The sequence below is a fragment of the Pectobacterium aroidearum genome, assembly GCF_015689195.1.
Classification (GTDB): Bacteria; Pseudomonadota; Gammaproteobacteria; order Enterobacterales; family Enterobacteriaceae; genus Pectobacterium; species Pectobacterium aroidearum.
Window position 1 is genome coordinate 1075089 of sequence record NZ_CP065044.1, and the last position, 26257, is coordinate 1101345.

Annotated in this window: 17 protein-coding genes; 12 read left to right on the forward strand and 5 right to left on the reverse strand. The window is 52.5% G+C overall.

The window, feature by feature from the left end:
• Positions 1 to 20: 20 nt before the first annotated feature.
• Both I2D83_RS04835 and garD read right to left on the reverse strand, forming a co-directional pair.
• A complete protein-coding gene (locus I2D83_RS04835) occupies positions 21 to 1556 on the reverse strand; it encodes a methyl-accepting chemotaxis protein (RefSeq protein ID WP_015841545.1) in 1536 nt (511 codons plus the stop codon).
• Positions 1557 to 2415: 859 nt separating this feature from the next.
• Positions 2416 to 3990, reverse strand: coding sequence for a galactarate dehydratase (gene garD, locus I2D83_RS04840; protein WP_194430957.1), 1575 nt, complete (start codon positions 3988 to 3990; stop codon positions 2416 to 2418).
• A 737-nt stretch (positions 3991 to 4727) separates the two neighbouring features.
• On the opposite strand from garD, the gene I2D83_RS04845 reads away from it, so the two are divergent.
• The 6 genes from I2D83_RS04845 (at position 4728) to I2D83_RS04870 (ending at position 12552) form a co-directional block, all read left to right on the forward strand.
• Entirely contained in the window at positions 4728 to 6080 is a 1353-nt protein-coding gene (locus I2D83_RS04845) for an MFS transporter (protein ID WP_180778665.1), read from the forward strand.
• A 605-nt stretch (positions 6081 to 6685) separates the two neighbouring features.
• On the forward strand, positions 6686 to 8038 hold the full coding sequence (locus I2D83_RS04850; RefSeq protein WP_205947646.1) for an enolase C-terminal domain-like protein: 1353 nt from the start codon (positions 6686 to 6688) through the stop codon (positions 8036 to 8038).
• Between the two features lie 35 nt (positions 8039 to 8073).
• Positions 8074 to 9414: a glucarate dehydratase gene (gene gudD, locus I2D83_RS04855; RefSeq protein ID WP_015841541.1), complete on the forward strand. Its 1341-nt coding sequence runs from the start codon at positions 8074 to 8076 to the stop codon at positions 9412 to 9414.
• A gap of 69 nt (positions 9415 to 9483) precedes the next feature.
• A complete protein-coding gene (garL, locus tag I2D83_RS04860) occupies positions 9484 to 10254 on the forward strand; it encodes a 2-dehydro-3-deoxyglucarate aldolase (RefSeq protein ID WP_015841540.1) in 771 nt (256 codons plus the stop codon).
• A 90-nt stretch (positions 10255 to 10344) separates the two neighbouring features.
• Entirely contained in the window at positions 10345 to 11229 is an 885-nt protein-coding gene (garR, locus tag I2D83_RS04865) for a 2-hydroxy-3-oxopropionate reductase (RefSeq protein ID WP_205947647.1), read from the forward strand.
• Positions 11230 to 11406: 177 nt separating this feature from the next.
• Positions 11407 to 12552 carry a glycerate kinase gene (locus I2D83_RS04870; RefSeq protein ID WP_015841538.1) on the forward strand — a complete coding sequence of 382 codons (1146 nt, stop codon included), beginning with the start codon at positions 11407 to 11409 and terminating at the stop codon, positions 12550 to 12552.
• A gap of 95 nt (positions 12553 to 12647) precedes the next feature.
• Here the strand turns inward: I2D83_RS04870 and barA are convergent, their stop codons facing one another.
• Complete coding sequence (gene barA / locus I2D83_RS04875; RefSeq protein ID WP_205947648.1) at positions 12648 to 15443, reverse strand: two-component sensor histidine kinase BarA; 2796 nt, start codon at positions 15441 to 15443, stop codon at positions 12648 to 12650.
• A gap of 299 nt (positions 15444 to 15742) precedes the next feature.
• On the opposite strand from barA, the gene rlmD reads away from it, so the two are divergent.
• The 6 genes from rlmD (at position 15743) to eno (ending at position 23773) form a co-directional block, all read left to right on the forward strand.
• Positions 15743 to 17092 (forward strand): 23S rRNA (uracil(1939)-C(5))-methyltransferase RlmD, encoded by a 1350-nt coding sequence (rlmD, locus tag I2D83_RS04880; protein ID WP_181848574.1) that lies wholly within the window; start codon positions 15743 to 15745, stop codon positions 17090 to 17092.
• Positions 17093 to 17145: 53 nt separating this feature from the next.
• On the forward strand, positions 17146 to 19380 hold the full coding sequence (gene relA, locus I2D83_RS04885) for a GTP diphosphokinase (RefSeq protein ID WP_181829204.1): 2235 nt from the start codon (positions 17146 to 17148) through the stop codon (positions 19378 to 19380).
• A 75-nt stretch (positions 19381 to 19455) separates the two neighbouring features.
• Entirely contained in the window at positions 19456 to 19623 is a 168-nt protein-coding gene (locus I2D83_RS04890) for a hypothetical protein (RefSeq protein WP_161494299.1), read from the forward strand.
• Between the two features lie 79 nt (positions 19624 to 19702).
• The gene (mazG, locus tag I2D83_RS04895) at positions 19703 to 20515 is read left to right on the forward strand and encodes a nucleoside triphosphate pyrophosphohydrolase (RefSeq protein WP_205947649.1); all 813 of its coding nucleotides are present in this window, start codon (positions 19703 to 19705) and stop codon (positions 20513 to 20515) included.
• 226 nt (positions 20516 to 20741) lie between these two features.
• On the forward strand, positions 20742 to 22379 hold the full coding sequence (gene pyrG / locus I2D83_RS04900) for a glutamine hydrolyzing CTP synthase (RefSeq protein WP_015841533.1): 1638 nt from the start codon (positions 20742 to 20744) through the stop codon (positions 22377 to 22379).
• Between the two features lie 98 nt (positions 22380 to 22477).
• Positions 22478 to 23773 carry a phosphopyruvate hydratase gene (gene eno / locus I2D83_RS04905; RefSeq protein ID WP_015841532.1) on the forward strand — a complete coding sequence of 432 codons (1296 nt, stop codon included), beginning with the start codon at positions 22478 to 22480 and terminating at the stop codon, positions 23771 to 23773.
• Positions 23774 to 24020: 247 nt separating this feature from the next.
• On the opposite strand, the gene I2D83_RS04910 is transcribed toward eno, so the two are convergent.
• Positions 24021 to 24698: a type 1 glutamine amidotransferase domain-containing protein gene (locus I2D83_RS04910; RefSeq protein ID WP_205947650.1), complete on the reverse strand. Its 678-nt coding sequence runs from the start codon at positions 24696 to 24698 to the stop codon at positions 24021 to 24023.
• Between the two features lie 47 nt (positions 24699 to 24745).
• Entirely contained in the window at positions 24746 to 26164 is a 1419-nt protein-coding gene (locus I2D83_RS04915; protein ID WP_205947651.1) for a coniferyl aldehyde dehydrogenase, read from the reverse strand.
• Positions 26165 to 26257 lie beyond the last annotated feature (93 nt).

Here is a 26257-nt window from a genome sequence, read left to right on the forward strand (position 1 = left end):
CGAGGGGGGGGGGACGTCCGTTAGCTACCGTATACGTTAATCGCGCTATTCAGCCGCCTTGCCTGAAGGTTTAGCCCTTCAGCGGCTTCTGTTGAGTGCGTAACCATATCGGTATTGCGCTGTGTCATTTGTTCTATCTGCGCAATAGAGGTATTGATCAGGCCCAATGCTGAGGTTTGCTCGTGCGTTGCGTTGCTGATCTCTTTGATCATGGTAGAGACCTGCAAGACTTCATCAACAATGTCGCTGATATGTTTGCCCGCGTTTTCTACCATTGTGCTGCCCTGTTTTACGCTTTCAACGTTGGCGTCGATGAGCGCTTTAATCTCTTTGGCTGCGGAGGCTGAATGCTGCGCTAAATTGCGAACTTCGGCGGCCACCACGGCAAATCCTCGCCCCTGAACACCGGCACGCGCTGCTTCAACCGCCGCATTCAGCGCAAGGATGTTAGTCTGGAAGGCAATGCTGTCTATCACGCCAATGATATCAACGATCTTATCACTGGCGCTGGAAATGGAATCCATCATGCCGATGGTTTCCTTCATGATATTGCCACCCTTAAGCGCGGTACTGCTGGCGGCTTCAGCCATTGTGGTGGCCTGTGCCGCCGTTTCAGCACTCTGCTGCACGGCAACGGTAATTTCTTCAATGGCGGCAGCGGTTTGTTGCAGGTTTGCCGATGTTTCTTCTGTACGCGTGTTCAGATCGATATTATTTTCTGCCAGCTTATGGCTAACGTTGGTAATACCGTTTACCTGCGTGCTGACGTCATCAACAAGCGAGTGCAAATTCAGGCCGAACTGGTTAACGGAGCGTAGCAGTAAGCCGATTTCGTCGACCCGATTCAGATGAATATGCTTTACTTTACGGCCCGAGACCACATGCTGAGCCTGTTTCAGTATCATCCTGATTGGCTGGGCAATTTGCTTTTGCAGAAACTGATCCAGAATGACAATCAGTAACAGCGCCAGTGCCAGCAACCACAGCGGATTCATACCGCTGAAAGCAAGCAGCGTGGGAATGAGCCCCGCCGTCAATACCGCGATGCGCAAGCGCCAGCGGACTGACAATTTCTGCAAGATCGACAGGGGAGAAAAGAGTCCGGTGCGAACAACCAACCCTTTGTAGAACTTAATGTTACCTGCCTGCTTTTTCTGCACGGCGCTATACAGCGTTTCGGCAGACTTGATCTCTTCGGCGCTGGGTGTGTTACGCACCGAGATATAGCCCGCGAGATGTTCCTGCTGGTAGACCGGCGTAACGTTGGCGCGAACCCAGTAGTGGTCACCGTTGTTGCGACGGTTTTTAACGAGTCCTGTCCAGCTATCGCCTTGTTTCAACGTAAACCACATGTCGGCGTAGGCTTCAACGGGCATGTCAGGGTGACGCACAATATTGTGGGGTTGGTTGATGAGCTGCTCTTCAGAAAAACCGCTAACCTTAATGAAGGCAGAGTTGGCATAAGTAATGTGGCTATGAATATTTGTCGTGGACATCAATATGGTGTCCATGTCTAACAGATACTCCTGCTGTGTAACAGGTGTATTCACTCTCATTAGAAACCCCGGCGTACGTATCCCGCTCAGTTTCCAGGTTCAGCCATACTGACCGCTTTCCTCGTCTCAGTCGTTCTGATTATTACAGAGGCTGAAACGCTGTGTCGCTGCCGCGTGGTACATCCTGTGAAATCTGTCAGGCATATTGCTGTGTAAATATTCAAGTTATTCAAATGGGTATACTGAATTTTTTTGGGTTACTGACTCGCCGATATAAAATAATGTCGGGCACTATTTATAATGAGCGGGCTATTGACCCTATATTGTGCGTGATGGAGTTTTTGTAACTTTATCCGTCATACTTCAAGTTGCATGTGCGTTGGCTGCGCTCAGTCACCCGAATCACTTACTCAAGTAAGCTCATCGGGACTCCCTCTCTTGCCGCGTTACAAGGCTTATAAATAAGCCTTGCCCTAGCGGGCCAACGCTTTGCGTTGTTCAAACGTTAACGTTTGTCCTGAAACTTGAATTATTTAGGGTATATATTTTTGTAACAAATATGTCATCAGTGTTAGCACGCTTTTTCAGCACGCGTAAATTTATGATGAGGACGATTACCTGTCAATTGATTCATTTTATGGGCAATAAATAATTGGTAAAAAATGATTAAGAATAGGTAAGTCGCGTGGAGGGATTTTTCTTAAACAGTGTTTGTAGAGTGAGTTATATTGACGATAAAAAGAATCATTTGTTAATTTTTTTATATTTTTTCTTTGCGTAAATGAAATTAAATGTTGTTTCGCTGACGTTTATTCCTTTAATTACCGCTTTCCCTCATTTTTTATTGTGGCCTAATTTATTTTAGATCAAATAATGCTATCCGCAGGCCAGAATGAGTCTGGCCTGCGGAGAACGATAATCAGGTTACCGGTGCCGGATTGAAAACGGCCAGTGCGTTATGAAGTCCCCATTGATCGGACCAGGTTTTTTTCTTGCCGCTGGCGATGTCCAGAATGAAGTGGAAAAGCTGCCAGCCCACGTCTTCAATCGTGGCTTCTCCAGTAGCGATGGTACCGGCATCAATATCCATCAGATCGTGCCAGCGGTTAGCCAATGCGGTACGGGTTGCCATCTTGATCACGGGTACAGCCAATAGGCCATACGGTGTACCGCGACCGGTGGTGAAGACCTGCACGGTGATGCCGGAAGCGAGCTGCTGCGTGCCGCACACGAAGTCACTGGCTGGCGTTGCGGCGTAAATCAGCCCGCGTTTGGTGGGGCGCTGGCCGGGAGACAGGACTTCGACAATGGCGCTGGTACCGGATTTGGCGATGGAGCCGAGCGCTTTTTCCACCACGTTCGCCAGCCCCCCTTTTTTGTTGCCCGGCGATGGGTTGGCGCTACGATCGGTCTGGCCGCTGTCGAGGTAATTGTCGTACCAGGCCATTTCTTCCAGCAGACGTTTACCGACTTCTTCATTGATGGCGCGCGGCGTTAACAGATGAATGGCGTCGCGCACTTCGGTCACTTCGGAGAACATCACGGTTGCGCCGCAGCGTACCAGCAGGTCGGATGCAAAACCGACAGCTGGGTTAGCGGTGACGCCAGAGAAAGCATCGCTGCCACCGCACTGCATGCCGACAACCAATTCTGATGCCGGGCAGGTTTCACGCTGACGTTTGTTCAACTGTTGCAGGTGCTTGTCTGCCATCGTCAGAATGTCATCCACCATCGATCGGAAACCAACATGGTGTTCATCCTGCAAGCGGACAATACTGGTGTCGTCGAGGGAGATGGCCTGTACGTCTGACGTCCCTTCCAGCAGGCGTTCTGGCTGTAATTTTTCACAACCCAGACCCACCACCAATATCTCACCGCCAAAATTCGGGTTCAGTGCCAGATTGTGGATAGTGCGGATAGGGACGACCGCCGCAGGCGCATTGATTGCTACGCCGCAGCCATAGAGATGGTTGAGTGCGACAACACCATCCACGTTGGGATAGTTGGGCAATAAATCCCGCTCGATAATTTTGACGACATAGTCCACTACGCCCGCGACACAGTGCACGCTGGTGCTAATGCCCAACAGATTTTTCGTGCCTACGCTGCCATCGGCGTTGCGATAACCTTCAAAGGTGTAGCCTTCCAGTGGAGGAAGGGTGGGCGGGATTTTGGTCGCCAGCGGCAGGGTGTCCAGCGCGGGAGCCAGAGGTAACTCGACTAAGGATTCATCAATCCAGCTTCCTTTAGCAATATCGCGCAGCGCATACCCGATAATTTCACCATAGCGGATGATTGCGCCTGATTTTTCGATATTAACAAGGGCAACTTTGTGCCCCTGTGGAACATGCTCAATTAATTCCAGATGATCATTAAAACGGGTTCCGGCGCGTAAGCCATTATTATTAACAACAATGGCAACATTATCTGAATCGTGGACTTTAATATAAAGTGGCTGCTCTTGTGCAGCATTACTTTCTGATTTATCTGACATGATGCAAGCCTTTATTATTGGTTTATCAGAAACGCCGTGGTAGCGATTACCACGCGATTACTCCATTGCTCGCTAACGAGTATACGTGAGGTTCTCTTCTCGTACATTATGCAATTGACCTAAGCCCGCGCTTTTTACTTATGATTTATCAGGCGAAGCCCCAGTTTTTGGTGAGTTTGATCACATTCTGCCAGCGTGTGATTTTTAACAGAGAAATAAAAATAATGTGTGTGAATGTAAAAAGAGAATGACGGCATTTTTCGTGAAATACCTCGCACTATATAGGGCAAGTGCACCAACATATTCAAAAGGACATTTTTAATGTTGTGCTTTTATCTAGTGAGCGACCAGTAGGTAAAAATTATAATGATCCGGCGAGTTGAAGATGTCAGCTAATTACTCTGAAGCTATATAGCCTGGCTATTCGCAAGAAAAATAAAAATGGGAATTTAACTATACCCTAAATAATTCGAGTTTCAGGTAGGCGGCAAGAGAAGGACAAATTCGTCGGGAACGAATTTGACCAGCCAACGGCTGGCCTTCGGTGAGAGACAGGATGTCTCTCATTTCATCCCGATGAACTTACTTAGGTAAGTGATTCGGGTGAGTGAACGCAGCCAACACACATGTAACTTGAAGTATGACGGGGATATCCACTGATCTTCATTCTGATAACCCTACACGTTATCTGTTATTCGGAATGAATGAGCGAACCGCGATTGAAGCAGGAGTTCATCATGAATACAGTAAGCTCAGCAGCTGGCGCGATACAAAAGAGAACAAACGCCCGCTACTGGATTGTCGTGATGTTGTTTATCGTCACGTCATTTAACTATGGCGACCGTGCCACATTGTCCATCGCTGGCTCTGCTATGTCCAAAGAGATTGGGTTGGATGCGGTAGGGATGGGCTATATCTTCTCAGCGTTCTCATGGGCATATGTTATTGGGCAAATCCCCGGAGGCTGGCTGCTCGATCGCTTCGGCTCAAAGAAAGTTTACTTCTACAGTATCTTCACTTGGTCGGTTTTTACCTTATTACAAGGCTTTGTCGATATCTTCAGCGGTGCTGGCATCGTCATTTCTTTGTTCCTCTTGCGCTTTATGGTCGGGCTGTGTGAATCGCCTTCCTTTCCGGGAAATAGCCGTATTGTCGCTGCCTGGTTCCCTGCACAAGAGCGTGGAACAGCCGTCGCGATCTTCAACTCGGCCCAGTACTTTGCGACTGTGATCTTCGCTCCTATCATGGGCTGGCTGGTACATGAGGTGGGTTGGGCGCATGTGTTCTGGTTCATGGGTGGATTGGGTATCATCCTCAGCTTTGTCTGGCTGAAAGTGATCCACGATCCTAAAGATCATCCTGGCGTGAATCAGGCTGAACTGGATTACATTGAGGCCGGTGGCGCGCTGATTAACATGGATGCCAAAGGAGCGAAGAAAGCGACCGAGAAGGGTGAAAAATGGCATCAGATCAAGCAATTAATGCAGTCCCGTATGATGCTCGGCGTCTATATCGGTCAATACTGTATTAACGCACTGACCTACTTCTTCATCACCTGGTTCCCACTCTATCTGGTTCAGGCGCGTGGCATGTCGATTCTCAAAGCCGGGTTTGTTGCCTCGGTGCCTGCCATCTGCGGTTTTGTCGGCGGCGTTCTGGGCGGCATCATTTCCGATTATCTGATGCGCCGGACCAATTCACTGACCTTTGCCCGTAAAACGCCTATTGTCCTCGGTATGTTGCTCTCCATGTCGATGGTGATTTGTAACTATGTAGAAACCGAATGGGTTGTTATTGCCGTGATGTCTGCGGCCTTCTTCGGCAAAGGCATTGGTGCACTGGGCTGGGCGGTTATGGCCGATACTGCGCCGAAAGAAATCAGTGGGTTGAGCGGTGGTCTGTTCAACATGTTCGGTAATGCGTCTGGTATCGTGACACCGATTGCCATTGGCTACATCATCGGGATGACCGGCTCTTTTAATGGTGGTCTGGTGTATGTCGGGATTCACGCGCTGGTTGCTATCGTTAGCTACCTGTTCATTGTGCAGGATATTAAACGTATCGAATTGAAGCCGTTCGTTAAGAAGTAAAGCCATTCGTTACCGTATTAGTCTGAATATAGGCAATAACACAAAACGCTGTGCCGTCATACTGATGGCGCAGCGTTTTGTCCTTTATTCATGCCATGAAAAGTCGGGATTTACCTATTTGAAATCGGCTGTCAGAACCCCGTATTTCGGTGTTTGTAATGCGGGAATTTGCTTTCCCCGGTTTTCGTGAAACACCTCCCATTACCCTGTGACAATGACATATTTAATCTGCATTTCGACCCGGAATGCTGTGCTATTGCCCAATGAGTTGTGAAATAAGAAAACTTATACTTTTTCCTGAGGTTGGTAAGGCGCTATGGGTTCTGATAACGCTTTTCTGACTGGTTTATTCCGGTATCGAGACAGTTATAACCTGTTTTTATTCTGATAACCCTACAAGCATGGCTTATTTCAAATCAGAGTAAAAACAAGGTCGCGCTAATAAAGTAGGAAAACAACATGAAATCATCTACTGGTGCACCATCTGTTTTTTATTTCTGTATGGCTGAATTATTTTCATCTGCTTCAACGCGTTCCTGCGTTTTGGCAAACATCGGAAACCTAAGCGTAAACCCTGTGCGCTCCATTCGTGACGGGAGCCTGTAATGACAAACTTTTCAGCGACTCCCGTAATTACCGACATGAAAGTCATTCCCGTCGCGGGCTATGACAGCATGCTGTTGAACATCGGGGGGGCACATGGTGCTTACTTCACCCGTAACCTCGTTATTTTAACGGACAGCGCCGGACATACCGGTGTCGGCGAAGCGCCTGGTGGTGAGGTTATTTACAACACGCTGGTTGAAGCGATCCCTCATGTGAAAGGCGAACAAATCGCCCGTATGAACCGTCTGGTTCATGACATTCATGTCGGCAACCAATCTTCTGATTTTGATTCCTTCGGCAAGGGTGCCTGGACGTTTGAGCTGCGAGTGAATGCGGTGGCAGCACTTGAAGCGGCGCTGCTCGATCTGCTGGGGCAATTTATGGGTGTCCCCGTTGCCGAGCTATTGGGGCCGGGGAAACAGCGTGATGACGTCACCGTGCTCGGCTATCTGTTCTATATCGGCGATCGCACAAAGACGGATCTACCTTACTTATCAGGTGAGAAAGTATCAGGTGAGAAAGGCAAGCACGAGTGGTATCACCTGCGTCACCAGCAAGCGATGGACAGCGAAGCGATTGTGCGTTTGGCCGAAGCCACCACTGACCGCTACGGATTTAAAGATTTCAAACTCAAAGGTGGCGTGTTGCCCGGCGAGCAGGAAATCGATGCGGTGAAGGCGCTGAAGAAACGCTTCCCGGATGCCCGCATTACCGTCGATCCAAACGGAGCCTGGCTGCTGGATGAAGCGATTGATTTATGCAAAGACATGAAGGGCATTCTGACCTATGCGGAAGATCCGTGCGGTGCCGAGCAAGGTTTCTCCGGTCGTGAAGTGATGGCGGAATTCCGTCGCGCCACCGGGCTGCCGGTCGCGACTAACATGATTGCCACCAACTGGCGTGAAATGAACCATGCCGTGATGTTGCAGGCAGTCGATATTCCGCTGGCCGATCCGCATTTCTGGACGATGCATGGTGCAGTGCGCGTTGCCCAGATGTGTGATGAATGGGGCCTGACGTGGGGCTGCCATTCCAATAACCACTTCGATATTTCTCTGGCGATGTTCACGCACGTAGGGGCTGCGGCACCGGGTAACCCGACGGCGATTGATACGCACTGGATCTGGCAGGAAGGGCAACACCTGACCAAAGAGCCGCTGCAAATCGTCAACGGCAAAATCAAGGTGCCGGATCGTCCCGGTCTGGGGATTGAATTGGATATGGAACAGGTCATGAAAGCCCACGATCTGTACAAAAAATTACCTAGCGGAGCACGTAATGATGCTGTTGCCATGCAGTACCTGATTTCCGGTTGGAAATTTGACCGCAAACGTCCGGTTTTTGGCCGCTAACCCTACATAAAAAATGAGAGAGAAAGGATAAGAAAATGACATTGCAAAGTTCAACGCCGGTTATTACTCACATGCAGGTTATCCCGGTTGCAGGTCACGACAGTATGCTGCTCAACCTGAGCGGCGCACATGCACCTTATTTCACTCGCAACATTGTGATTCTGAAAGATAACGCCGGGAATACCGGTGTCGGTGAAATACCCGGTGGTGAGAAAATCCGTCAGACGCTGGAAGATGCTGCGGCGCTGGTGGTGGGTAAAACGCTGGGCGAATACAAAAACGTGATGACGGCGGTGCGTGAGCAGTTCGCCGACCGTGATTCCTCCGGGCGCGGCTTGCAGACGTTCGATCTGCGTACCACCATCCATGTCGTCACGGGGATAGAAGCCGCGATGCTCGATCTGCTGGGGCAGTTCCTCAATGTCAGCGTGGCTTCGCTGCTGGGCGACGGTCAACAGCGTGATGCGGTAGAAATGCTGGGCTATCTGTTCTACATCGGCGATCGTAATAAAACCGATCTGCCTTATCAGAGCCAGACGAATGAGAAGTGTGACTGGTATCGTCTGCGTCATGAAGAAGCGTTGTCTCCAGAAACCATCGTACGTCTGGCTGAAGCGGCGTATGAAAAATACGGTTTCAATGATTTCAAACTGAAAGGCGGCGTACTGGCCGGAAGTGAAGAAGCCGAAGCGGTGACCGCGCTGGCTAAACGCTTCCCGCAGGCGCGTATCACGCTGGATCCAAACGGTGCCTGGTCGCTGGATGAAGCTATCGGTCTGGGCAAACAGTTGCGCGGTGTGCTGGCGTATGCGGAAGATCCGTGCGGTGCGGAACAAGGTTTCTCCGGCCGTGAAGTGATGGCGGAGTTCCGCCGTGCGACAGGGCTGCCCACCGCGACCAACATGATCGCCACCGACTGGCGGCAGATGGGTCACACTATTTCGCTGCAATCGGTCGATATTCCGCTGGCCGATCCGCACTTCTGGACGATGCAAGGTTCCGTACGTGTCGCGCAGATGTGCCACGAATGGGGCTTAACCTGGGGTTCTCACTCCAATAACCACTTTGATATTTCACTGGCCATGTTTACCCAAGTCGCTGCGGCGGCGCCGGGCAAGATTACGGCGATTGATACGCACTGGATCTGGCAGGAAGGCAACCAGCGCCTGACGAAAGAACCGTTGCAGATTGTTGGCGGCATGGTGGAAGTGCCGAAGAAACCGGGTCTGGGTATCGAACTGGATATGGATCAGGTGATGAAAGCACACGAACTGTATAAAAGCATGGGATTAGGCGCACGTAACGACGCAATGGGAATGCAGTACCTTATTCCTGAGTGGACATTTGATAATAAACGTCCGTGTCTGGTTCGCTAACGTTCTGATTTTCCGTTTTTTGAGCGCGCCGCTTCAGGCAAGCGGCGCTGGAATGACCGAGGATAAAAAATGAAGACTCCGCTGTTACCTAACCGTTTTCGCCAAGATTTGCAGCAGGGGAAAACGTTGATTGGCTGCTGGTGTGCACTGGGCAACCCGATGTCAACTGAAGTGCTGGGACTGGCGGGATTCGACTGGCTGGTGCTGGATGGCGAGCATGCGCCTAACGATATCGTGACGTTTATTCCTCAACTGATGGCGCTGAAAGGCAGCCACAGCGCGCCCGTCGTCCGTCCGCCGTGCAATGAGCCGATCATCATCAAGCGGCTGTTGGATATTGGGTTCAATAACTTCCTCATTCCCTTTGTGGAAACGGCGGAAGAAGCTGCGCGTGCGGTTGCGTCAACGCGTTATCCGCCTGCGGGTATCCGCGGTGTTTCCGTGGCGCACCGTAGCAACTGCTACGGCACCGAACCGGACTATTTCGCCAAGATTAACGACAGCATTACCGTCGTGGTGCAAATCGAAAGCCAGGACGGCCTTGATAATCTGGATGCGATTATCGCGGTAGACGGCGTAGACGGCGTGTTTGTCGGCCCGAGCGATCTGTCTGCGGCGCTGGGCTATCTCGGTCAGCCTAACCACCCTGACGTGCAGAAAGCGATCCGCCACATCTTCGATCGCGCGGCAGCACATAACAAGCCGTGCGGCATTCTGGCACCGGTTGAAGCCGATGCCCGCCGTTATCTGGAATGGGGCGCAAGCTTTGTCGCGGTCGGGAGCGATCTGGGCGTGTTCCGCAGCGCAACACAGGCGCTGAGCGACAAATACAAGAAGTGATTCAGCGATTCCGCGGCGAATCGAATCTGCCATGAGGCGGGTTCATCGTGAATTGAAGTGATATCTACATCAGACAATGAGGTTAGGGCGATGAAAATTGGTTTTATTGGATTGGGCATCATGGGAAAACCGATGAGTAAAAATCTGCTGAAAGCAGGTTACTCATTAGTCGTGATGGACAGAAATCTGGACGCGGTCGCGGAAGTGGTTGCGGCAGGCGCTACGGCGGCGGGTACGCCGAAACAGGTTGCGGAGCAGTGCGACGTTATCATTACCATGCTGCCTAACTCTCCGCACGTTAAAGAAGTGGTGCTGGGGGAAAACGGCGTCATCGAGGGCGCGCGTGCCGGAAGCATTGTGGTGGACATGAGTTCCATCGCGCCGCTGGCCAGCCGTGAAATTGCTACCGTGCTGGCGGCGAAAGAGATCGCCATGCTGGATGCGCCGGTCAGCGGCGGTGAACCGAAAGCGATCGACGGCACGCTGTCCGTGATGGTGGGCGGCGATAAAGCACAATTTGACCGCTGCTTTGAGGTTCTGAAATCCATGGCGGGTTCTGTTGTACATACCGGTGATATCGGCGCGGGCAACGTGACCAAATTGGCGAATCAGGTGATTGTGGCGCTGAACATTGCCGCTATGTCTGAAGCGCTGGTGCTGGCGACAAAAGCAGGGGTTAACCCGGATCTGGTGTATCAGGCAATCCGCGGCGGGCTGGCGGGCAGCACCGTGTTGGATGCGAAAGCGCCGATGGTGATGGATCGTAACTTTAAGCCGGGTTTCCGCATCGATCTGCATATCAAAGATTTGGCGAACGCGCTGGATACCTCACATGGCGTTGGCGCACAGCTGCCGTTAACAGCGGCGGTGATGGAAATGATGCAGGCGCTGAAAGCGGACGATCTGGGATCGGCGGACCACAGTGCGCTGGCGTGTTACTACGAAAAACTGGCTAAAGTTGAAGTTACACGATAAGCCGTGAAGCGATAGTCACGAGGCTGGCACAGGATGCCAGCCGACTGGCAGAGAATCATTCTGATCTATCCGATAGATTTCAGGACCTGCAGCCCTGAAAGCTGGCGGGTATAAGCGCCGTTTCATGAGCGCGCGGATTATTGATGCAATCGGAACGTTGATGAAATCGGATCGTTTATGAAAATAGTGATCGCACCGGATTCTTATAAAGAAAGCCTGTCTGCACAAGAAGTTGCTACGCAGATTGAAAAGGGATTTCGTGAAATATTTCCCGATGCCTGCTATGTCAAATTGCCCGTTGCAGATGGTGGGGAAGGCACAGTTGAAGCGATGGTCGCTGCGACCGATGGCAAGATTGTGAATGTTAAGGTGACAGGACCGTTAGGCGATAGCATCGACGCATTTTTTGGCCTGTCTGGCGATGAAAAAACGGCTTTTATTGAGATGGCGGCGGCAAGCGGTCTGGAACGGGTACCTTCGCAGTTGCGTAACCCATTAAAGACAACCAGCTACGGCACGGGCGAACTGATTCGCTGCGCATTAGATTACGGCATTCGGCACTGCATCATCGGGATTGGCGGAAGCGCAACCAATGACGGCGGGTCGGGCATGGTGCAGGCGCTGGGCGCCAGGCTGCTGGATAAGCAGGGCGAGCAGATCGGTTTTGGCGGGGGTGAACTCGACAAACTCGCTCGCATTGACATCAGCGAGCTGGATGAGCGTATTAAAGGCTGTCGTTTTGAAGTGGCCTGTGATGTGACCAACCCGCTGACGGGGAAACAGGGCGCATCGGCGATTTTTGGCCCTCAGAAAGGGGCGACGCCGGAGATGATTGAACAGTTGGATAATGCGCTGAAGCATTATGCGGCGGTGATTCGCCACGATCTGGATATGGACGTGGAACACGTTCCCGGTGCGGGGGCGGCAGGCGGTATGGGCGCAGCGCTACAGGCTTTTTGCGGCGCTGAACTGCGTCAGGGCATTGAGATTGTCACGGAAGCGTTGGGGCTGGATGAACTGGTACGGGATGCTACGCTGGTGATTACCGGAGAAGGGCGCATCGATAGCCAGACGATCCACGGTAAGGTGCCGATTGGCGTGGCGCGAGTCGCCAAACAGTATAATAAACCGGTCATTGGTATTGCGGGCAGCCTGACGGCAGATGTCGGCGTGGTACATGAACATGGTCTGGATGCGGTATTCAGCGTGCTTTACAACATTTGTTCACTAGAAGAAGCGCTGGATAATGCGGCAGAAAATGTGCGGATGGCGGCACGCAATATCGCTGCGACGATCCGGCTGGCGCAGTCAATGTCGCGTTGAGCGCTATTGTGATTCGGCAGGGGACTGGGCTCAACGTCGGTTAACTCTTAGCCACATTTTATGTGGCTAAGAGACAGAGCTATGCCGATCATTGATTACGGAAGTAGCGGCTTGATATGCGGCTGAGCGGCTTTGTTGACGTTGTCGATTTCGTCCAGTAGCTCCAGCCATTCGGGTTCCAAATCGCTGGCGTGAACGCCTTTACGCAACTGCTGCTCCAGATAGCGGCAAATGCGTTTCAGACGCGGAACGCCGCTGTAGCTACAACTGCCGTGCAGTTTATGAATCAGTTCGATAATGTCGTCATCCGTCTGACCCTTCAGAACGTTTTCTATCTTCTGCTGAACCTCCGGCAAGAAATCCAGCAGCATTTGCAGCAGGTCACGCGCCAATTCCGGTTTGTTGGCCGCCTGTTGTTGCGCCAGCGCCCAGTCGAGAGACAGATGACTATCGTCATGCTCGTTCAATAAACCTGTTATATCGCCCCGTTCGCGCCTCAGCGGATCCTTCCGCGCATGGCGCGTTAGCACGCTTTTCAGCATCTGTTCGTCTATCGGTTTAGCCAGATAGTCATCCATACCTGAACGTAGCAAATGTTCACGTTCACCCGTCATGGTTTGCGCCGTCACCGCGATGATAGGTGTGGTGGCATGATGAGGGATCTGACGGATCAGCTCGCTGGCGCAAATGCCGTCCATACCCGGCATCTGAATATCCATGAGGATGATGTCGAACTGATGCAGTTTCGCCTGCGCAATCGCATCCTGACCACTTTCGCACAGGATAATTGTCTCGACCTGCTCTTCCAGCAGCGTGCCGATCAGTTTCAGATTAGCCGGATTATCATCCACCGCCATCACACTCAGCGGCAGACGAGCTGGATGGCGTATGGCACTCGGGTGAGACACAGTCTCATCCGGCAGGAAAGAGAGCTGGAACAGCGTGCTGTCCTGTAACAGTGGCAGCAGTCTCGGTGCGGCGAGTGGTTTGCTCAGACAGGCATGTACGCCGAAGGTTTTCAGCTGTTCGGCATCCATTTGCGCCAGGCTGGGCAGCGCCAGAATCACGCAGGGCGCGCGGCGGCAGATGTCGCGCAGTCTGGGCGTGTAGTCGAGCAGTGTGTTGCGATATTGCACGGGAACGCCGAGCAACAGGATATCGAATTCCCCTTCCGGTAGTTGCTCAAACGTCGGGCTGTAGCTCACGATGAGCGGTGTTTGGCTCAGGATATCCAGCGTAGCTTGCGCGGCGATAGGATGGTATTCGACGTAGGCCAGATGTTTGCCTTGCAGCATCGTGTAGGCCGGTTCTGTCGGTATGGCGTGAGGGTTGAGTGGCAGCGTGATATGGAACCAGAAGGTCGATCCCTTGTTGAGCTGGCTCTGGAAGCTGATATCGCCGCCCATCTCTTTGACCAGACGTTGGGTGATGACCAGCCCAAGCCCCGTGCCACCATGACGGCGTGAAATACTGGTGTCAGCCTGACGGAACGCCTGGAACAGTTGAGATTGCTGCAACTCGGCAATGCCGATACCGGTATCGCGTATTTGCACCTCGAGCTGGACCTGATGATGTTCCTGCCGACGCTTCTCTACCCGAATATCAATGTTGCCTTGCTCGGTAAATTTAATCGCGTTGCCCAGCAGGTTGGTGATGATTTGCTGTATCCGTAGCGGATCGCCGACAAACTGCTCGGGCACGTCATTCTGAATACTGAGCGTCAGCTCCAATCCTTTTTCATGTGCCGTGTGCGCCAACAGCATCACAACATCGTCCAGCGCGTTGTGCAGCGAGAATGGAATATCCTCCAGCACCAGTTTTCCGGCTTCCAGTTTCGAAAAATCCAGCACGTCGTTAATGATATTCAGCAGGTTATTGGCGGAGCGTTCGATGGTAAGCAGATAGTCAGTCTGTGTGGTGTTCAGCGGAGTCTTCAACGTCTGGCGCGTGAAACCGATCACGCCATTCAGCGGCGTCCTCAGTTCGTGTGACATATTGGCCAGAAACTCTGATTTGATGCGCGCTGCCTCCTGCGCCCGCTTTTTGGCCAGGTCCAGTTCGACGTTCTGGATCTCCATCTGCTCCAGCGTTTCGCGCAGATCGTAGGTCGCCTGATCGATATTTTGCTGCATCTCTTCGTGGTAGGCGGTCAGCGACATCGCCATTGAGTTGATGCCGTTTTTCAACATATCCAACTCGCCCAGCATGTATCCTTCTACGCGGCTATCCAACTGCCCACGGCGAATGCGATCGACGGTATCAACCATATTACGAATTGGGGTGGTGACATCCCGCATCAGACGATAGGCAAAGAGGACGGCGGCACCCAACGATAGCAGCAGCAAGAGCGTAGCGATGAAGATTTCCTGATACTGTTGAAGCCGAATAGCGCTGGTGTCCAGTTCGATCACCAGATAGCCGAGAGGCGTGGCGGAGCTGGGCAACACCGGCGGCGTCCCACTTGGCATAAATTCGCTGTCATTGACGATCGGCATATGCAGAATCAGCGCGTCATTCGTGTGGTGCAGGTGCAGTTTATTGTAGGAAGGCGCATCGCTGCTGAGTGGTTGCAATGTCACGTTGTTGCGTACGTTGGTGGTAGCCAATAGCTGATTGCGCGCATCGAACACGCTAATGGTACGAATAATCGTGGAGTGCCGACGATGCAGCGTATTGATTAACGCGGGAATCGTGTCCATCTGACGATGGGTAATGGCGTAAGCGCTGATGGTCGCCAGCGGTTCAATGATGCTGGTGCCCGAATCAGCCAACTGCGACTGCAACTGATTGTAACGATGGATAACGAAGAACGAACTGAGCAGCAGCCCGATCATCAGCGTCGGTGCCAAAATCAGTATCAACATCCGTGCACGAAGACTGTATTTGGTCATGGGGTTCCAATGTGGGAGAATTAGAGGATGCCAGGCACCCTATTATTTAATTTAGTTATACCTTAAATAATTCGAGTTGCAGGAAGGCGGCGACACAGTGAATCCCCAGGAGCTTACTCAGGTAAGTGACTAGGGTGGGCGACAAATCAGCGTCTAGCTGATTTGAACGCCGCTTGCGGCGGCCCTTTAGGGCGAGGCCATAAGTTGGCCGAGTAACAAAGCCAACGCACATGCAGCTTGAAGTATGACAGGTATTTGGGTACAGCCGTTCAACTTAAGAGATCAATCGATAGCACATTATGGCGCAATTCTACTCTCCAAACCGGCGTGTGACGACCCGGAAAGCGATTCCTGCTAAGAACCTCACTGTTACGGTCACGTCACTTGACCCGTTTGGGCAGGGAGTGGCGCGTCACGAAGGTAAGACGGTGTTTGTCACGGGTGTACTGCCGGGAGAGCAGGCTGAGGTCCAACTGACGGAAGATAAACGTCAGTTTTCGCATGCAAAGCTTAAACGCCTGCTGACGCACAGCCCACAGCGCGTTGAACCGCGGTGCCCTCACTTTACCCGCTGCGGCGGCTGCCAGCAGCAGCACGCGGACATCACGCTGCAACAGAGCAGCAAAACGGCCGCATTAATGCGTCTGATGACGCGGGAAACAGGCGCTGAGCTGCCTGACGCGTCTCTGATTGCTGGCACACCTTATGCCTATCGGAGGCGCGCGCGGCTTGCGTTATACTTTCAGGCAAAAGAGCAGCGTCTGTTGATGGGCTATCGGCAGTCAAATTCTCACGATTTGGTGGATATCAAAGCTTGTCCGGTGCTGCGCCCTGAGCTTGAAGCGCTGCTGCAACCGCTGCGCGACTGCCTGAGCCGATTAAAGGCGGTGAAGCGTCTTGGGCATGTGGAACTGGTGCAGGCGGAAAACGGTCCGCTGCTGGTGCTGAGGCACCTTGATCCGCTGCATCCAGCGGATGAGCAAGCGCTGCGAGATTTTGCCGAGCAGCAGGGCGTTTCGGTTTATCTGGCGCCGGATGCCGATTCGCTGACGTGTCTGCACGGCGACGAGCCGGTTTATCACGTTGCCGGACTGACGCTGGCCTTTAGCCCGCGCGATTTTATTCAGGTCAATGATGCGGTCAACCAGCAGATGGTTGCTCAGGCGCTGGCGTGGCTGGATGTGCAACCGCAGGATAGAATATTAGATCTGTTTTGCGGTATGGGTAACTTCACGCTACCGCTGGCACAGCGCGCCGCCAGCGTCGTTGGCGTTGAAGGGGTAACCGCGCTGGTAGAGAAAGGGCGCGAGAATGCCCGACGCAATGCGTTGTCCAATGTCACATTTTTTCACCAAAATCTTGAAGATGACGTCACACAGCAGCCGTGGGCGGCCCAGGGTTTTGATAAGATATTACTTGATCCGGCACGTGCGGGCGCGGCAGGCGTGATGGAGCAGATAACCCGACTGGCACCTAAACGGGTGGTGTATGTTTCCTGTAATGCCACGACGCTAGCGCGCGACAGCAAAGTATTACTGGCGGCAGGTTTTACGCTGGTGAATGTCGCGATGCTGGATATGTTTCCACATACCGGGCACCTTGAATCGATGGCACTGTTTTTGCACGATACCGGCACGCGAAAGGCGTAATAGGCTGCAAAGCGGCGTCGTTTGCAAGGTGAAGGGTAACGTAGGGAGAAATTATGGTTGCGGTAAGAAGTGCGCATTTGAATACGGCAGGTGAATTTGTCCCTGACGCGTGGATTGCTTCGCTGGGTATTTCCAGCCAGCAATCATGTGAACGTTTAGCCGAAACCTGGCGTTACTGTGAGCAGCAAACGCAAGATCACCCCGATGCACCGCTACTGCTGTGGCGCGGCATTGAAATGGTGGAAATCCTGTCCACGCTCAGTATGGACAATGACAGCATGCGCGCAGCGCTGCTCTTTCCACTGGCGGATGCAAACGTGGTCGATGAGGCCACGCTGGAAGCCGCATTTGGTAAAAACATCGTTGATTTGGTGCATGGCGTGCGCGATATGGATGCAATTCGCCAGCTCAAAGCAACGCAGAATGACTCTGGCGCGTCTGAGCAGGTCGATAATATCCGTCGCATGTTGCTGGCGATGGTGGAAGATTTCCGCTGCGTGGTCATCAAGCTCGCCGAGCGGATCGCCCACCTGCGTGAAGTGAAAGATGCCCCGGAAGAAGAACGGGTATTGGCGGCCAAAGAGTGTACCAATATCTACGCGCCGTTGGCGAACCGCTTGGGCATCGGGCAGTTGAAGTGGGAACTGGAAGATTTCTGCTTCCGCTACCTGCACCCGGATGAATATAAAAAAATTGCCAAACTGCTGCACGAGCGCCGTATCGATCGTGCGCAGTACATTGATGATTTTGTTAAAACGCTGCGTGATGCGATGAAAGAAGAGGGCGTGCAGGCAGAGATTTACGGCCGTCCCAAGCATATTTACAGCATTTGGCGCAAGATGCAGAAGAAAGCGCTGTCGTTCGATGAGCTGTTTGATGTGCGTGCGGTGCGCATTGTCGTTGAGCGTTTGCAGGACTGCTACGGGGCACTTGGGATCGTACATACCCATTACCGCCATTTGCCGGACGAGTTTGACGACTACGTCGCCAACCCGAAACCGAACGGTTATCAGTCTATCCACACTGTGGTGTTAGGGCCGGGCGGAAAGACGCTCGAAATTCAGATTCGTACGCGCCAGATGCATGAAGATGCCGAGCTGGGCGTCGCGGCACACTGGAAATATAAAGAAGGCACCTCGGTAGGCGGACGTTCCGGCTACGAAGGCCGCATTGCCTGGCTGCGTAAACTGCTTGCCTGGCAGGAAGAGATGGCCGATTCGAACGACGTGCTGGACGAAGTTCGCAGTCAGGTGTTTGACGATCGCGTGTATGTCTTTACGCCGAAAGGCGACGTGGTGGATCTCCCCGCCGGCTCCACACCGTTGGATTTTGCTTACCACATTCACAGCGATATCGGGCACCGCTGCATCGGGGCAAAAATCAGTGGGCGTATTGTGCCGTTTACCTATCAGCTGCAAATGGGCGATCAGATTGAAATCATCACCCAGAAGCAGCCAAATCCGAGCCGTGACTGGCTGAACCCGAATCTGGGGTATATCACCACCAGCCGCGGACGTTCCAAGATCCAGAACTGGTTCCGCAAGCAGGATCGCGACAAGAATATTCTGGCGGGACGGCAGATTCTGGATGACGAACTGGCGCATTTGGGAATTAGCCTGAAAGCGGCGGAGAAATTGCTACTGCCGCGTTACAACGTGAATTCGCTGGATGAATTACTGGCTGCTATCGGCGGCGGCGATGTTCGTCTGAACCAGATGGTGAATTTCCTGCAATCGCAGTTAAAACAGCCGAGCGCGGAAGAACTGGATCGTGAAGCACTGCGCCAGCTGACGCAGAAATCGCAGCAGCCGCCAACGCGTACCCATAAAGATAACGGTCGCGTGGTGGTCGAAGGTGTCGGTAACCTGATGCACCATATCGCGCGCTGCTGCCAGCCGATTCCGGGCGATGAAATCACCGGGTTCATCACACGCGGTCGTGGGATTTCGATTCACCGCGCGGACTGTGAACAACTGGATGAACTGCGCGCCAGCTCGCCAGAGCGGATTGTGGATGCGGTATGGGGCGAAAGCTACTCCAGCGGTTATTCGCTGGTGGTGAGGGTGATTGCCAACGATCGCAGCGGCCTCCTGCGGGATATCACCACGATTCTGGCGAATGAGAAGGTCAATGTACTGGGCGTCGCCAGCCGCAGCGACACCAAACAGCAACTGGCAACGATTGATATGGATATCGAGATCTACAACCTGCAAGTGCTGAGCCGCATTCTGGCGAAGCTCAACCAACTGCCGGATGTGATCGACGCGCGGCGCCAGCAAGGGGCATAAATGATGGTTTTGTGTTTTGTCTCAAGCGTAAAAATTACGCTGAGGAAACACAGCCATCCAGGATGAGTGGCATGGATGCCACGAAAGTCGCTGCCGCGTAGGGAACGCGTCAGCGACGGTCCGCCAGATGACTGTATTTCCGAAGGCACCGCGAAGCGGCGTAATTCCCGCGTAAAAGACTGGGGTCACGGGGCGGCGTCGATTGGACGCCCCGTGTCGGGCGCGACGCAGTTGCGGAAATGAGCGTTGGAATATATCGCGCACGAAACCTCCAGCTTGTCTGCAACCTTCGTAAAAATAATTTTTGATTTTCAGGAATATTATGAACGTATCTTTGACGAATTTATCCTCCGTCGAGCGCCTGCTCGCCATCATGAAAACCCTCCGCGATCCCGAAAATGGCTGTCCGTGGGACAAGAAACAGACTTTTGACACTATCGCGCCCTATACGCTGGAAGAAACGTATGAGGTGCTGGACGCCATCAGCCGTCAGGATTTTGATGATTTGCGCGGTGAGTTAGGGGATTTGCTGTTTCAGGTGGTGTTTTACGCGCAGATGGCACAGGAAAAGGGCTTGTTCGATTTCTCCGATGTGTGTAATACCATCAGCGACAAGCTGGAACGCCGCCACCCGCATATTTTTGGAGATCTGACGCTGACGGACAGCGATGCCGTGCTGGCAAATTGGGAGCAGACAAAAGCGCAGGAGCGAGCGGAGAAAGATCGCCATTCTCAGTTGGATGATATTCCTGATGCGTTGCCTGCCTTGATGAAAGCGCAAAAAATTCAGCAGCGTTGTGCGTCTGTTGGCTTCGATTGGGACAGCCTGGGGCCGGTGCTCGATAAAGTGTATGAAGAGATTGATGAGGTCATGTTTGAGGCGCGGCAAGCCGTTGTCGATGAAGAAAAATTAGGTGAAGAGATTGGTGATTTATTATTCGCCACAGTCAATCTCTCTCGTCATCTGGGACACAAGGCCGAGAATGCGTTACAGGCCGCGAATCGTAAGTTCACGCGCCGTTTTCGTGAGGTAGAACAAATCGTTACGGCATCGGGAAAGACGTTGGAACAGGCAACGCTGGACGAAATGGAAGCCGCGTGGCAGCAGGTGAAAAAACAGGAAATCAGTCATTAATCCCTATTTAGCGATAAAGCCGTTTTTTATTGATTTTAACGTTTTTATTTTATTGTTTTTAAAGGTGATTGTGGGGTGAGGTGAAGGTGGTTTCACCTCGTCTGCGCGTGTGTTGGAATCGTCACATTGTGTAAAACGAACATTTGTGGCGCTCATCAGGTTCAGGTATACTACTTTCCCGTCTTGGTACTTCCATCGTCTTTAAACCTAAACTCTCAGGTTCAGCATGACAACTAATTATATTTTTGTGACCGGCGGGGTCGTTTCCTCTCTGGGTAAAGGCATTGCCGCAGCCTCTCTGGCGGCTATTCTCGAAGCCCGTGGCCTCAACGTTACCATCATGAAACTGGACCCGTACATCAACGTGGATCCGGGCACGATGAGCCCGACGCAACACGGTGAAGTCTTTGTCACCGAAGACGGCGCTGAAACCGATCTGGACTTGGGCCACTACGAGCGTTTCATCCGCACCAAAATGTCGCGCCGCAACAACTTCACCACTGGCCGTATCTACTCTGATGTCCTGCGCAAAGAGCGCCGTGGCGACTATCTGGGCGCGACCATTCAGGTGATCCCACATATCACCAACGCGATTAAAGAGCGCATCATTGAAGGTGGCGAAGGCCACGATGTCGTTCTGGTCGAAATCGGCGGAACTGTCGGTGATATCGAATCCTTACCGTTCCTTGAAGCGATTCGGCAGATGGCGGTACAAGTAGGTCGTGAGCACACGCTGTTTATGCACCTGACGCTGGTGCCGTATCTGGCGGCGGCGGGCGAAGTGAAAACCAAGCCGACACAGCACTCCGTTAAAGAACTGCTTTCCATCGGTATTCAGCCTGATGTGCTGATTTGCCGTTCTGACCGCACCGTGCCTGCCAATGAGCGTGCAAAAATTGCTTTATTCTGTAATGTGCCGGAAAAAGCAGTAATATCCCTTAAAGACATTGATTCGATTTATAAAATCCCGTCGCTATTGAAATCACAAGGGCTGGACGATTATATTTGTAAACGATTCAGCTTGAACTGCCCTGAAGCAAACCTGTCAGAATGGGAACAGGTTGTGTATGAAGAAGCGAATCCGGGCGGTGAAGTCACTATCGGTATGGTCGGCAAATATGTTGCGCTGCCGGATGCTTACAAATCCGTGATTGAAGCGCTGAAACACGGTGGCTTGAAGAATCGCCTGACGGTGAATATCAAGCTGATCGACTCGCAGGATGTCGAAACCCGTGGTGTCGAAGTACTGAAAGATTTAGACGCTATCCTGATTCCGGGCGGTTTTGGCTATCGCGGCGTCGAAGGGAAAATCATGGCGGCGAATTACGCCCGTGAGAACAATGTCCCTTATCTGGGCATCTGCCTGGGGATGCAGGTCGCATTAATGGAATTTGCCCGTAACGTTGCCGGAATGGAAGGGGCAAACTCAACGGAGTTTGTGCCAGACTGTAAGTACCCGGTGGTTGCGCTGATCACGGAATGGCGTGATGAGAACGGCAATGTTGAAGTTCGTGATGAAGCCAGCGATCTGGGCGGCACCATGCGCGTTGGTGGGCAACAATGCCATCTGACCGAAGGCAGTCTGGTGCGTCAGATGTACGGTGAGCAGACGATTATCGAACGTCACCGTCATCGTTATGAAGTGAACAACATGCTGTTGAAACAGATTGAAGCGGCGGGATTACGGGTTGCTGGTCTTTCCGCCGACCGCAAACTGGTGGAGATTGTTGAGTTACCCGATCATCCCTGGTTCGTTGCCTGTCAATTCCACCCGGAATTCACATCAACGCCGCGAGATGGACATCCCCTGTTTGCCGGCTTTGTGAAAGCCGCTGGCGCGTACCAGAAGCGTCAGGTGAAGTAAGAGTTATACGAGCAACGCGCGATCGCTATCGCGCGTTGCTCGTCTAGGGTTTTAGTTCTATCTAAAGTTTTAGTTTAACTTGTACTGAGGAAAATCTAATGTCCAAAATTGTTAAAGTCATCGGCCGTGAAATCATCGACTCGCGTGGAAACCCAACTGTTGAAGCGGAAGTTCATCTGGAAGGTGGTTTTGTAGGTCTGGCTGCTGCGCCATCAGGAGCTTCTACTGGCTCTCGCGAAGCGCTGGAACTGCGTGACGGTGACAAATCCCGTTTTCTGGGCAAAGGCGTAACGAAAGCCGTTGCTGCTGTTAACGGCCCGATTGCTCAGGCTGTTGTGGGTAAAGACGCGAAAGATCAGGCGAACATCGACAAGATCATGATCGACCTGGATGGCACTGACAACAAATCCAAATTCGGCGCTAACGCCATTCTGGCTGTGTCTCTGGCTGCTGCTAAAGCTGCTGCTGCGTCAAAAGGTCTGCCGCTGTATGCTCACATCGCTGAACTGAACGGCACCCCAGGCAAATATTCTATGCCACTGCCAATGATGAACATCATCAACGGCGGCGAGCACGCGGATAACAACGTTGATATCCAAGAGTTCATGATTCAGCCTGTTGGCGCGAAAACACTGAAAGAAGCCATCCGTATGGGTTCTGAAGTGTTCCATACTCTGGCTAAAGTTCTGAAATCCAAAGGTATGGGTACCGCTGTGGGTGACGAAGGCGGCTACGCGCCTAACCTGGGTTCCAACGCCGAAGCGCTGGCTGTTATCGCTGAAGCGGTAAAAGCAGCAGGCTACGAGCTGGGCAAAGACATCACGCTGGCGATGGACTGTGCAGCATCTGAATTCTACAAAGACGGTAAATACGTTCTGGCTGGCGAAGGCAACAAAGCGTTCACCTCTGAAGAATTCACCCACTTCCTAGAAGATCTGACCAAACAGTACCCAATCGTGTCTATCGAAGATGGTCTGGACGAATCTGACTGGGCTGGCTTCGCATACCAGACTAAAGTTCTGGGCGACAAAATCCAGCTGGTTGGTGACGACCTGTTCGTAACCAACACTAAGATCCTGAAAGAAGGTATCGAGAAAGGCATCGCTAACTCCATCCTGATCAAATTCAACCAGATCGGTTCTCTGACCGAAACGCTGGCTGCGATTAAAATGGCGAAAGATGCAGGCTACACGGCTGTTATCTCTCACCGTTCAGGCGAAACTGAAGATGCAACCATCGCTGACCTGGCAGTAGGTACAGCGGCTGGCCAGATCAAAACCGGTTCTATGAGCCGTTCTGACCGTGTTGCTAAATACAACCAGCTGATTCGTATCGAAGAAGCACTGGGTGATTCTGCACCGTTCAACGGTCTGAAAGAAGTTAAAGGTCAGTAATTACGTCTTTGGTGTATCAGGCCACTGAGAAAACGGCCTGATATACGCCAACGTGATTAACCCTAAAAATCCAGAAGCGTGAAAACGTTTCTGGATTTTTTTATGGCGGACATCCTTGTCCGCCACCCTTCGGGCCGTTGCTGCGCAACGTTGAAAAACGTTCCGAACGTTTTTTTATGGCAGACATCCTTGTCTGCCACCTTTCGGGCCTGTTTTTTTAGACACAGACATGAGGGGGGGGCGCGGATTAAGCCAGCTGTTTGAGGATCGCTTTGGCGACGACTTCCGAGCTTGCCGGGTTCTGACCAGTGATCAGCTTGCCGTCTTCAACGAGGTACGGTGCCCAGTCGGGGCCTTTTTCGTATAGTCCACCCAGTTTCTTGAATTCATCTTCAATCAGGAAAGGCACTACGTCCGTCAACTGAACCGCTTCTTCTTCACCGTTGGTGAAGCCCGTCACTTTGCGACCTTTAATCAGGGCGTCGCCATTTTCTGCTTTCACATGAATCAGGACGCCCGGTGCGTGGCAGACAAAACCAGTCGGCTTGTTGGCGCGAACAAAGGCTTCGATGAGCGCGATCGAGACCGGCGATTCTGCCAGATCCCACAGCGGGCCGTGGCCACCGGGATAGAAAACGGCATCGAAATCCTGTTCGCTGACGGTATCGAGTTTTACCGTATTGGCCAGTTCCTTCTGCGCAGCAGGGTCGGCTTTAAAGCGATGCGTTAGCTCGGTTTGAAAATCTTCCAGATCGCTTTTCGGGTCGAGGGGCGGCTGGCCGCCAGCAGGGGAAGCGAGCACCAGCTCGGCGCCTGCATCTTTAAAGGTGTAATAAGGGGCGGCAAACTCTTCCAGCCAGAAGCCGGTTTTATTGCCGGTGTTGCCCAGTTTGTCGTGAGAAGTCAGTACCATTAAAATTTTCATCGTTTTTCTCTCTATGGTTGCAGGATGAATGGGGGAATCGATGCCGATTACCCTTTGAGGGCTGCGACAATCGCGTCTTGTTTCTCATGGTAAGGTGCACGCAACGTCAGGTTAGACGCGCCATCCTCACTCTGTATGACAATCGGTTTAGCGTGGCTGAAACGGCGGAATCCGTGGACGCCGTGGTATGCGCCGATGCCGGATGCGCCAACGCCGCCGAATGGGAGCGTGTCGATAGACACGTGCGTCATCACATCGTTGATGACCAGCGCACCGGATGTGGTTCTGGCGGCGAAGCGCTGCTGCATGGCGTCATCATGGCTGAACAGATACGCTGCCAGCGGACGTGGATGCGCGTTGATATAGGTAATCGGTTCTTCTGCTGTCTGATAGGTTTTAACCGGCAGCAGCGGGCCAAAAATTTCTTCCTGCATGATCGCCATATCGTCATGGACACCGAACACGAGATGCGGTGCAATTTTGCGGCTGTTAGCATCGTAGGGGGCTTCGCCTTCCGGTGCCAGGCTGACGACGGTTGCGCCTTGCTGTTCGGCTTCTTTCAGGATTCGAATCAGGCGATCGTAATGCCTGTCAGCAATGATAGACGTGTAATCCGGGTTCGCCTGTAGCGTTGGGAAACTTTTCTGCATAAAGGCTTTCGCGGCATCGCGGAAGGCCTGCTCCTGGCCTTCGGGCAGCAGAACATAGTCCGGCGACAGGCAGATTTGCCCAGCGTTGAAGGTTTTCACCGTCAGCGTGCGCTCCACGGCTTCGGTGATATCTGCGCTGCTATCGATCACGACTGGTGATTTTCCACCCAATTCTAGCGTGACCGGCACCAGATTCTCTGCCGCCGCGCGCATCACGTGTTTCCCCACGGCAGTGCTGCCGGTGAAGACCAGATGATCGAACGGCAGCTCGCTGAATGCCTGACCGATTTCCGCATCACCCAGTACCACAGCCAATTCCAGCGGGTCGAAATAGTGGGCAATCAGTTCCGCCAGCAGTTCAGACGTACGCGGTGTGAGTTCTGACGGTTTCAGAATCGCGGTATTGCCGGCAGCAAAAATGTCAGCCAGCGGGCCAAATGACAGGTTCACCGGGAAGTTCCACGGGCTGATGACGCCGATCACGCCCAGAGGCTGATGCTGAATCCATGCCTGCATACCGGGAGCGGGTTCATCAACTGGCTCTGGCTGCATCCAGCGTTCAACGTTGTCGATGGCGTTCTGTAGCATCTTCAAGGTGGTGCCGACATCAGCGGCGAAGGAGTGATACAGGCTACGATGGCCGAAATCTTCACTCATGGCCTGTGCAAGCGCCACGTGGTTTTCGCGGATAAGATTGATGCTGCGCTGTAAGCGATCTTTACGCCGTGCGACATCGGCAGGGCCAGATGCAATGTGAGCACGCTTCATCGTATTCAGGATAGCCTGTAAATCCTTTTTGGATTGTTGTGTCGACATGTTTTGTCCTCTTTTATTCGTCGAGTACCAGAGAAAACAGAAGGTTAGCCGGAATTTTTGGGCTACTCAGGATGGGATAAAGGATACGGCAGG

Bases quoted from the DNA above. Each gene is read 5' to 3' on its own strand.
- gudD (WP_015841541.1), top strand. From the start codon at position 8,074: ATGACATTGCAAAGTTCAACGCCGGTTATTACTCACATGCAGGTTATC.
- relA (WP_181829204.1), top strand. From the start codon at position 17,146: ATGGTTGCGGTAAGAAGTGCGCATTTGAATACGGCAGGTGAATTTGTC.
- I2D83_RS04845 (WP_180778665.1), top strand. From the start codon at position 4,728: ATGAATACAGTAAGCTCAGCAGCTGGCGCGATACAAAAGAGAACAAAC.
- I2D83_RS04890 (WP_161494299.1), top strand. From the start codon at position 19,456: ATGCCACGAAAGTCGCTGCCGCGTAGGGAACGCGTCAGCGACGGTCCG.
- eno (WP_015841532.1), top strand. From the start codon at position 22,478: ATGTCCAAAATTGTTAAAGTCATCGGCCGTGAAATCATCGACTCGCGT.
- I2D83_RS04835 (WP_015841545.1), bottom strand. From the start codon at position 1,556: ATGAGAGTGAATACACCTGTTACACAGCAGGAGTATCTGTTAGACATG.
- rlmD (WP_181848574.1), top strand. From the start codon at position 15,743: ATGGCGCAATTCTACTCTCCAAACCGGCGTGTGACGACCCGGAAAGCG.
- mazG (WP_205947649.1), top strand. From the start codon at position 19,703: ATGAACGTATCTTTGACGAATTTATCCTCCGTCGAGCGCCTGCTCGCC.
- garR (WP_205947647.1), top strand. From the start codon at position 10,345: ATGAAAATTGGTTTTATTGGATTGGGCATCATGGGAAAACCGATGAGT.
- garL (WP_015841540.1), top strand. From the start codon at position 9,484: ATGAAGACTCCGCTGTTACCTAACCGTTTTCGCCAAGATTTGCAGCAG.
- I2D83_RS04910 (WP_205947650.1), bottom strand. From the start codon at position 24,698: ATGAAAATTTTAATGGTACTGACTTCTCACGACAAACTGGGCAACACC.
- I2D83_RS04915 (WP_205947651.1), bottom strand. From the start codon at position 26,164: ATGTCGACACAACAATCCAAAAAGGATTTACAGGCTATCCTGAATACG.
- I2D83_RS04870 (WP_015841538.1), top strand. From the start codon at position 11,407: ATGAAAATAGTGATCGCACCGGATTCTTATAAAGAAAGCCTGTCTGCA.
- barA (WP_205947648.1), bottom strand. From the start codon at position 15,443: ATGACCAAATACAGTCTTCGTGCACGGATGTTGATACTGATTTTGGCA.
- garD (WP_194430957.1), bottom strand. From the start codon at position 3,990: ATGTCAGATAAATCAGAAAGTAATGCTGCACAAGAGCAGCCACTTTAT.
- pyrG (WP_015841533.1), top strand. From the start codon at position 20,742: ATGACAACTAATTATATTTTTGTGACCGGCGGGGTCGTTTCCTCTCTG.
- I2D83_RS04850 (WP_205947646.1), top strand. From the start codon at position 6,686: ATGACAAACTTTTCAGCGACTCCCGTAATTACCGACATGAAAGTCATT.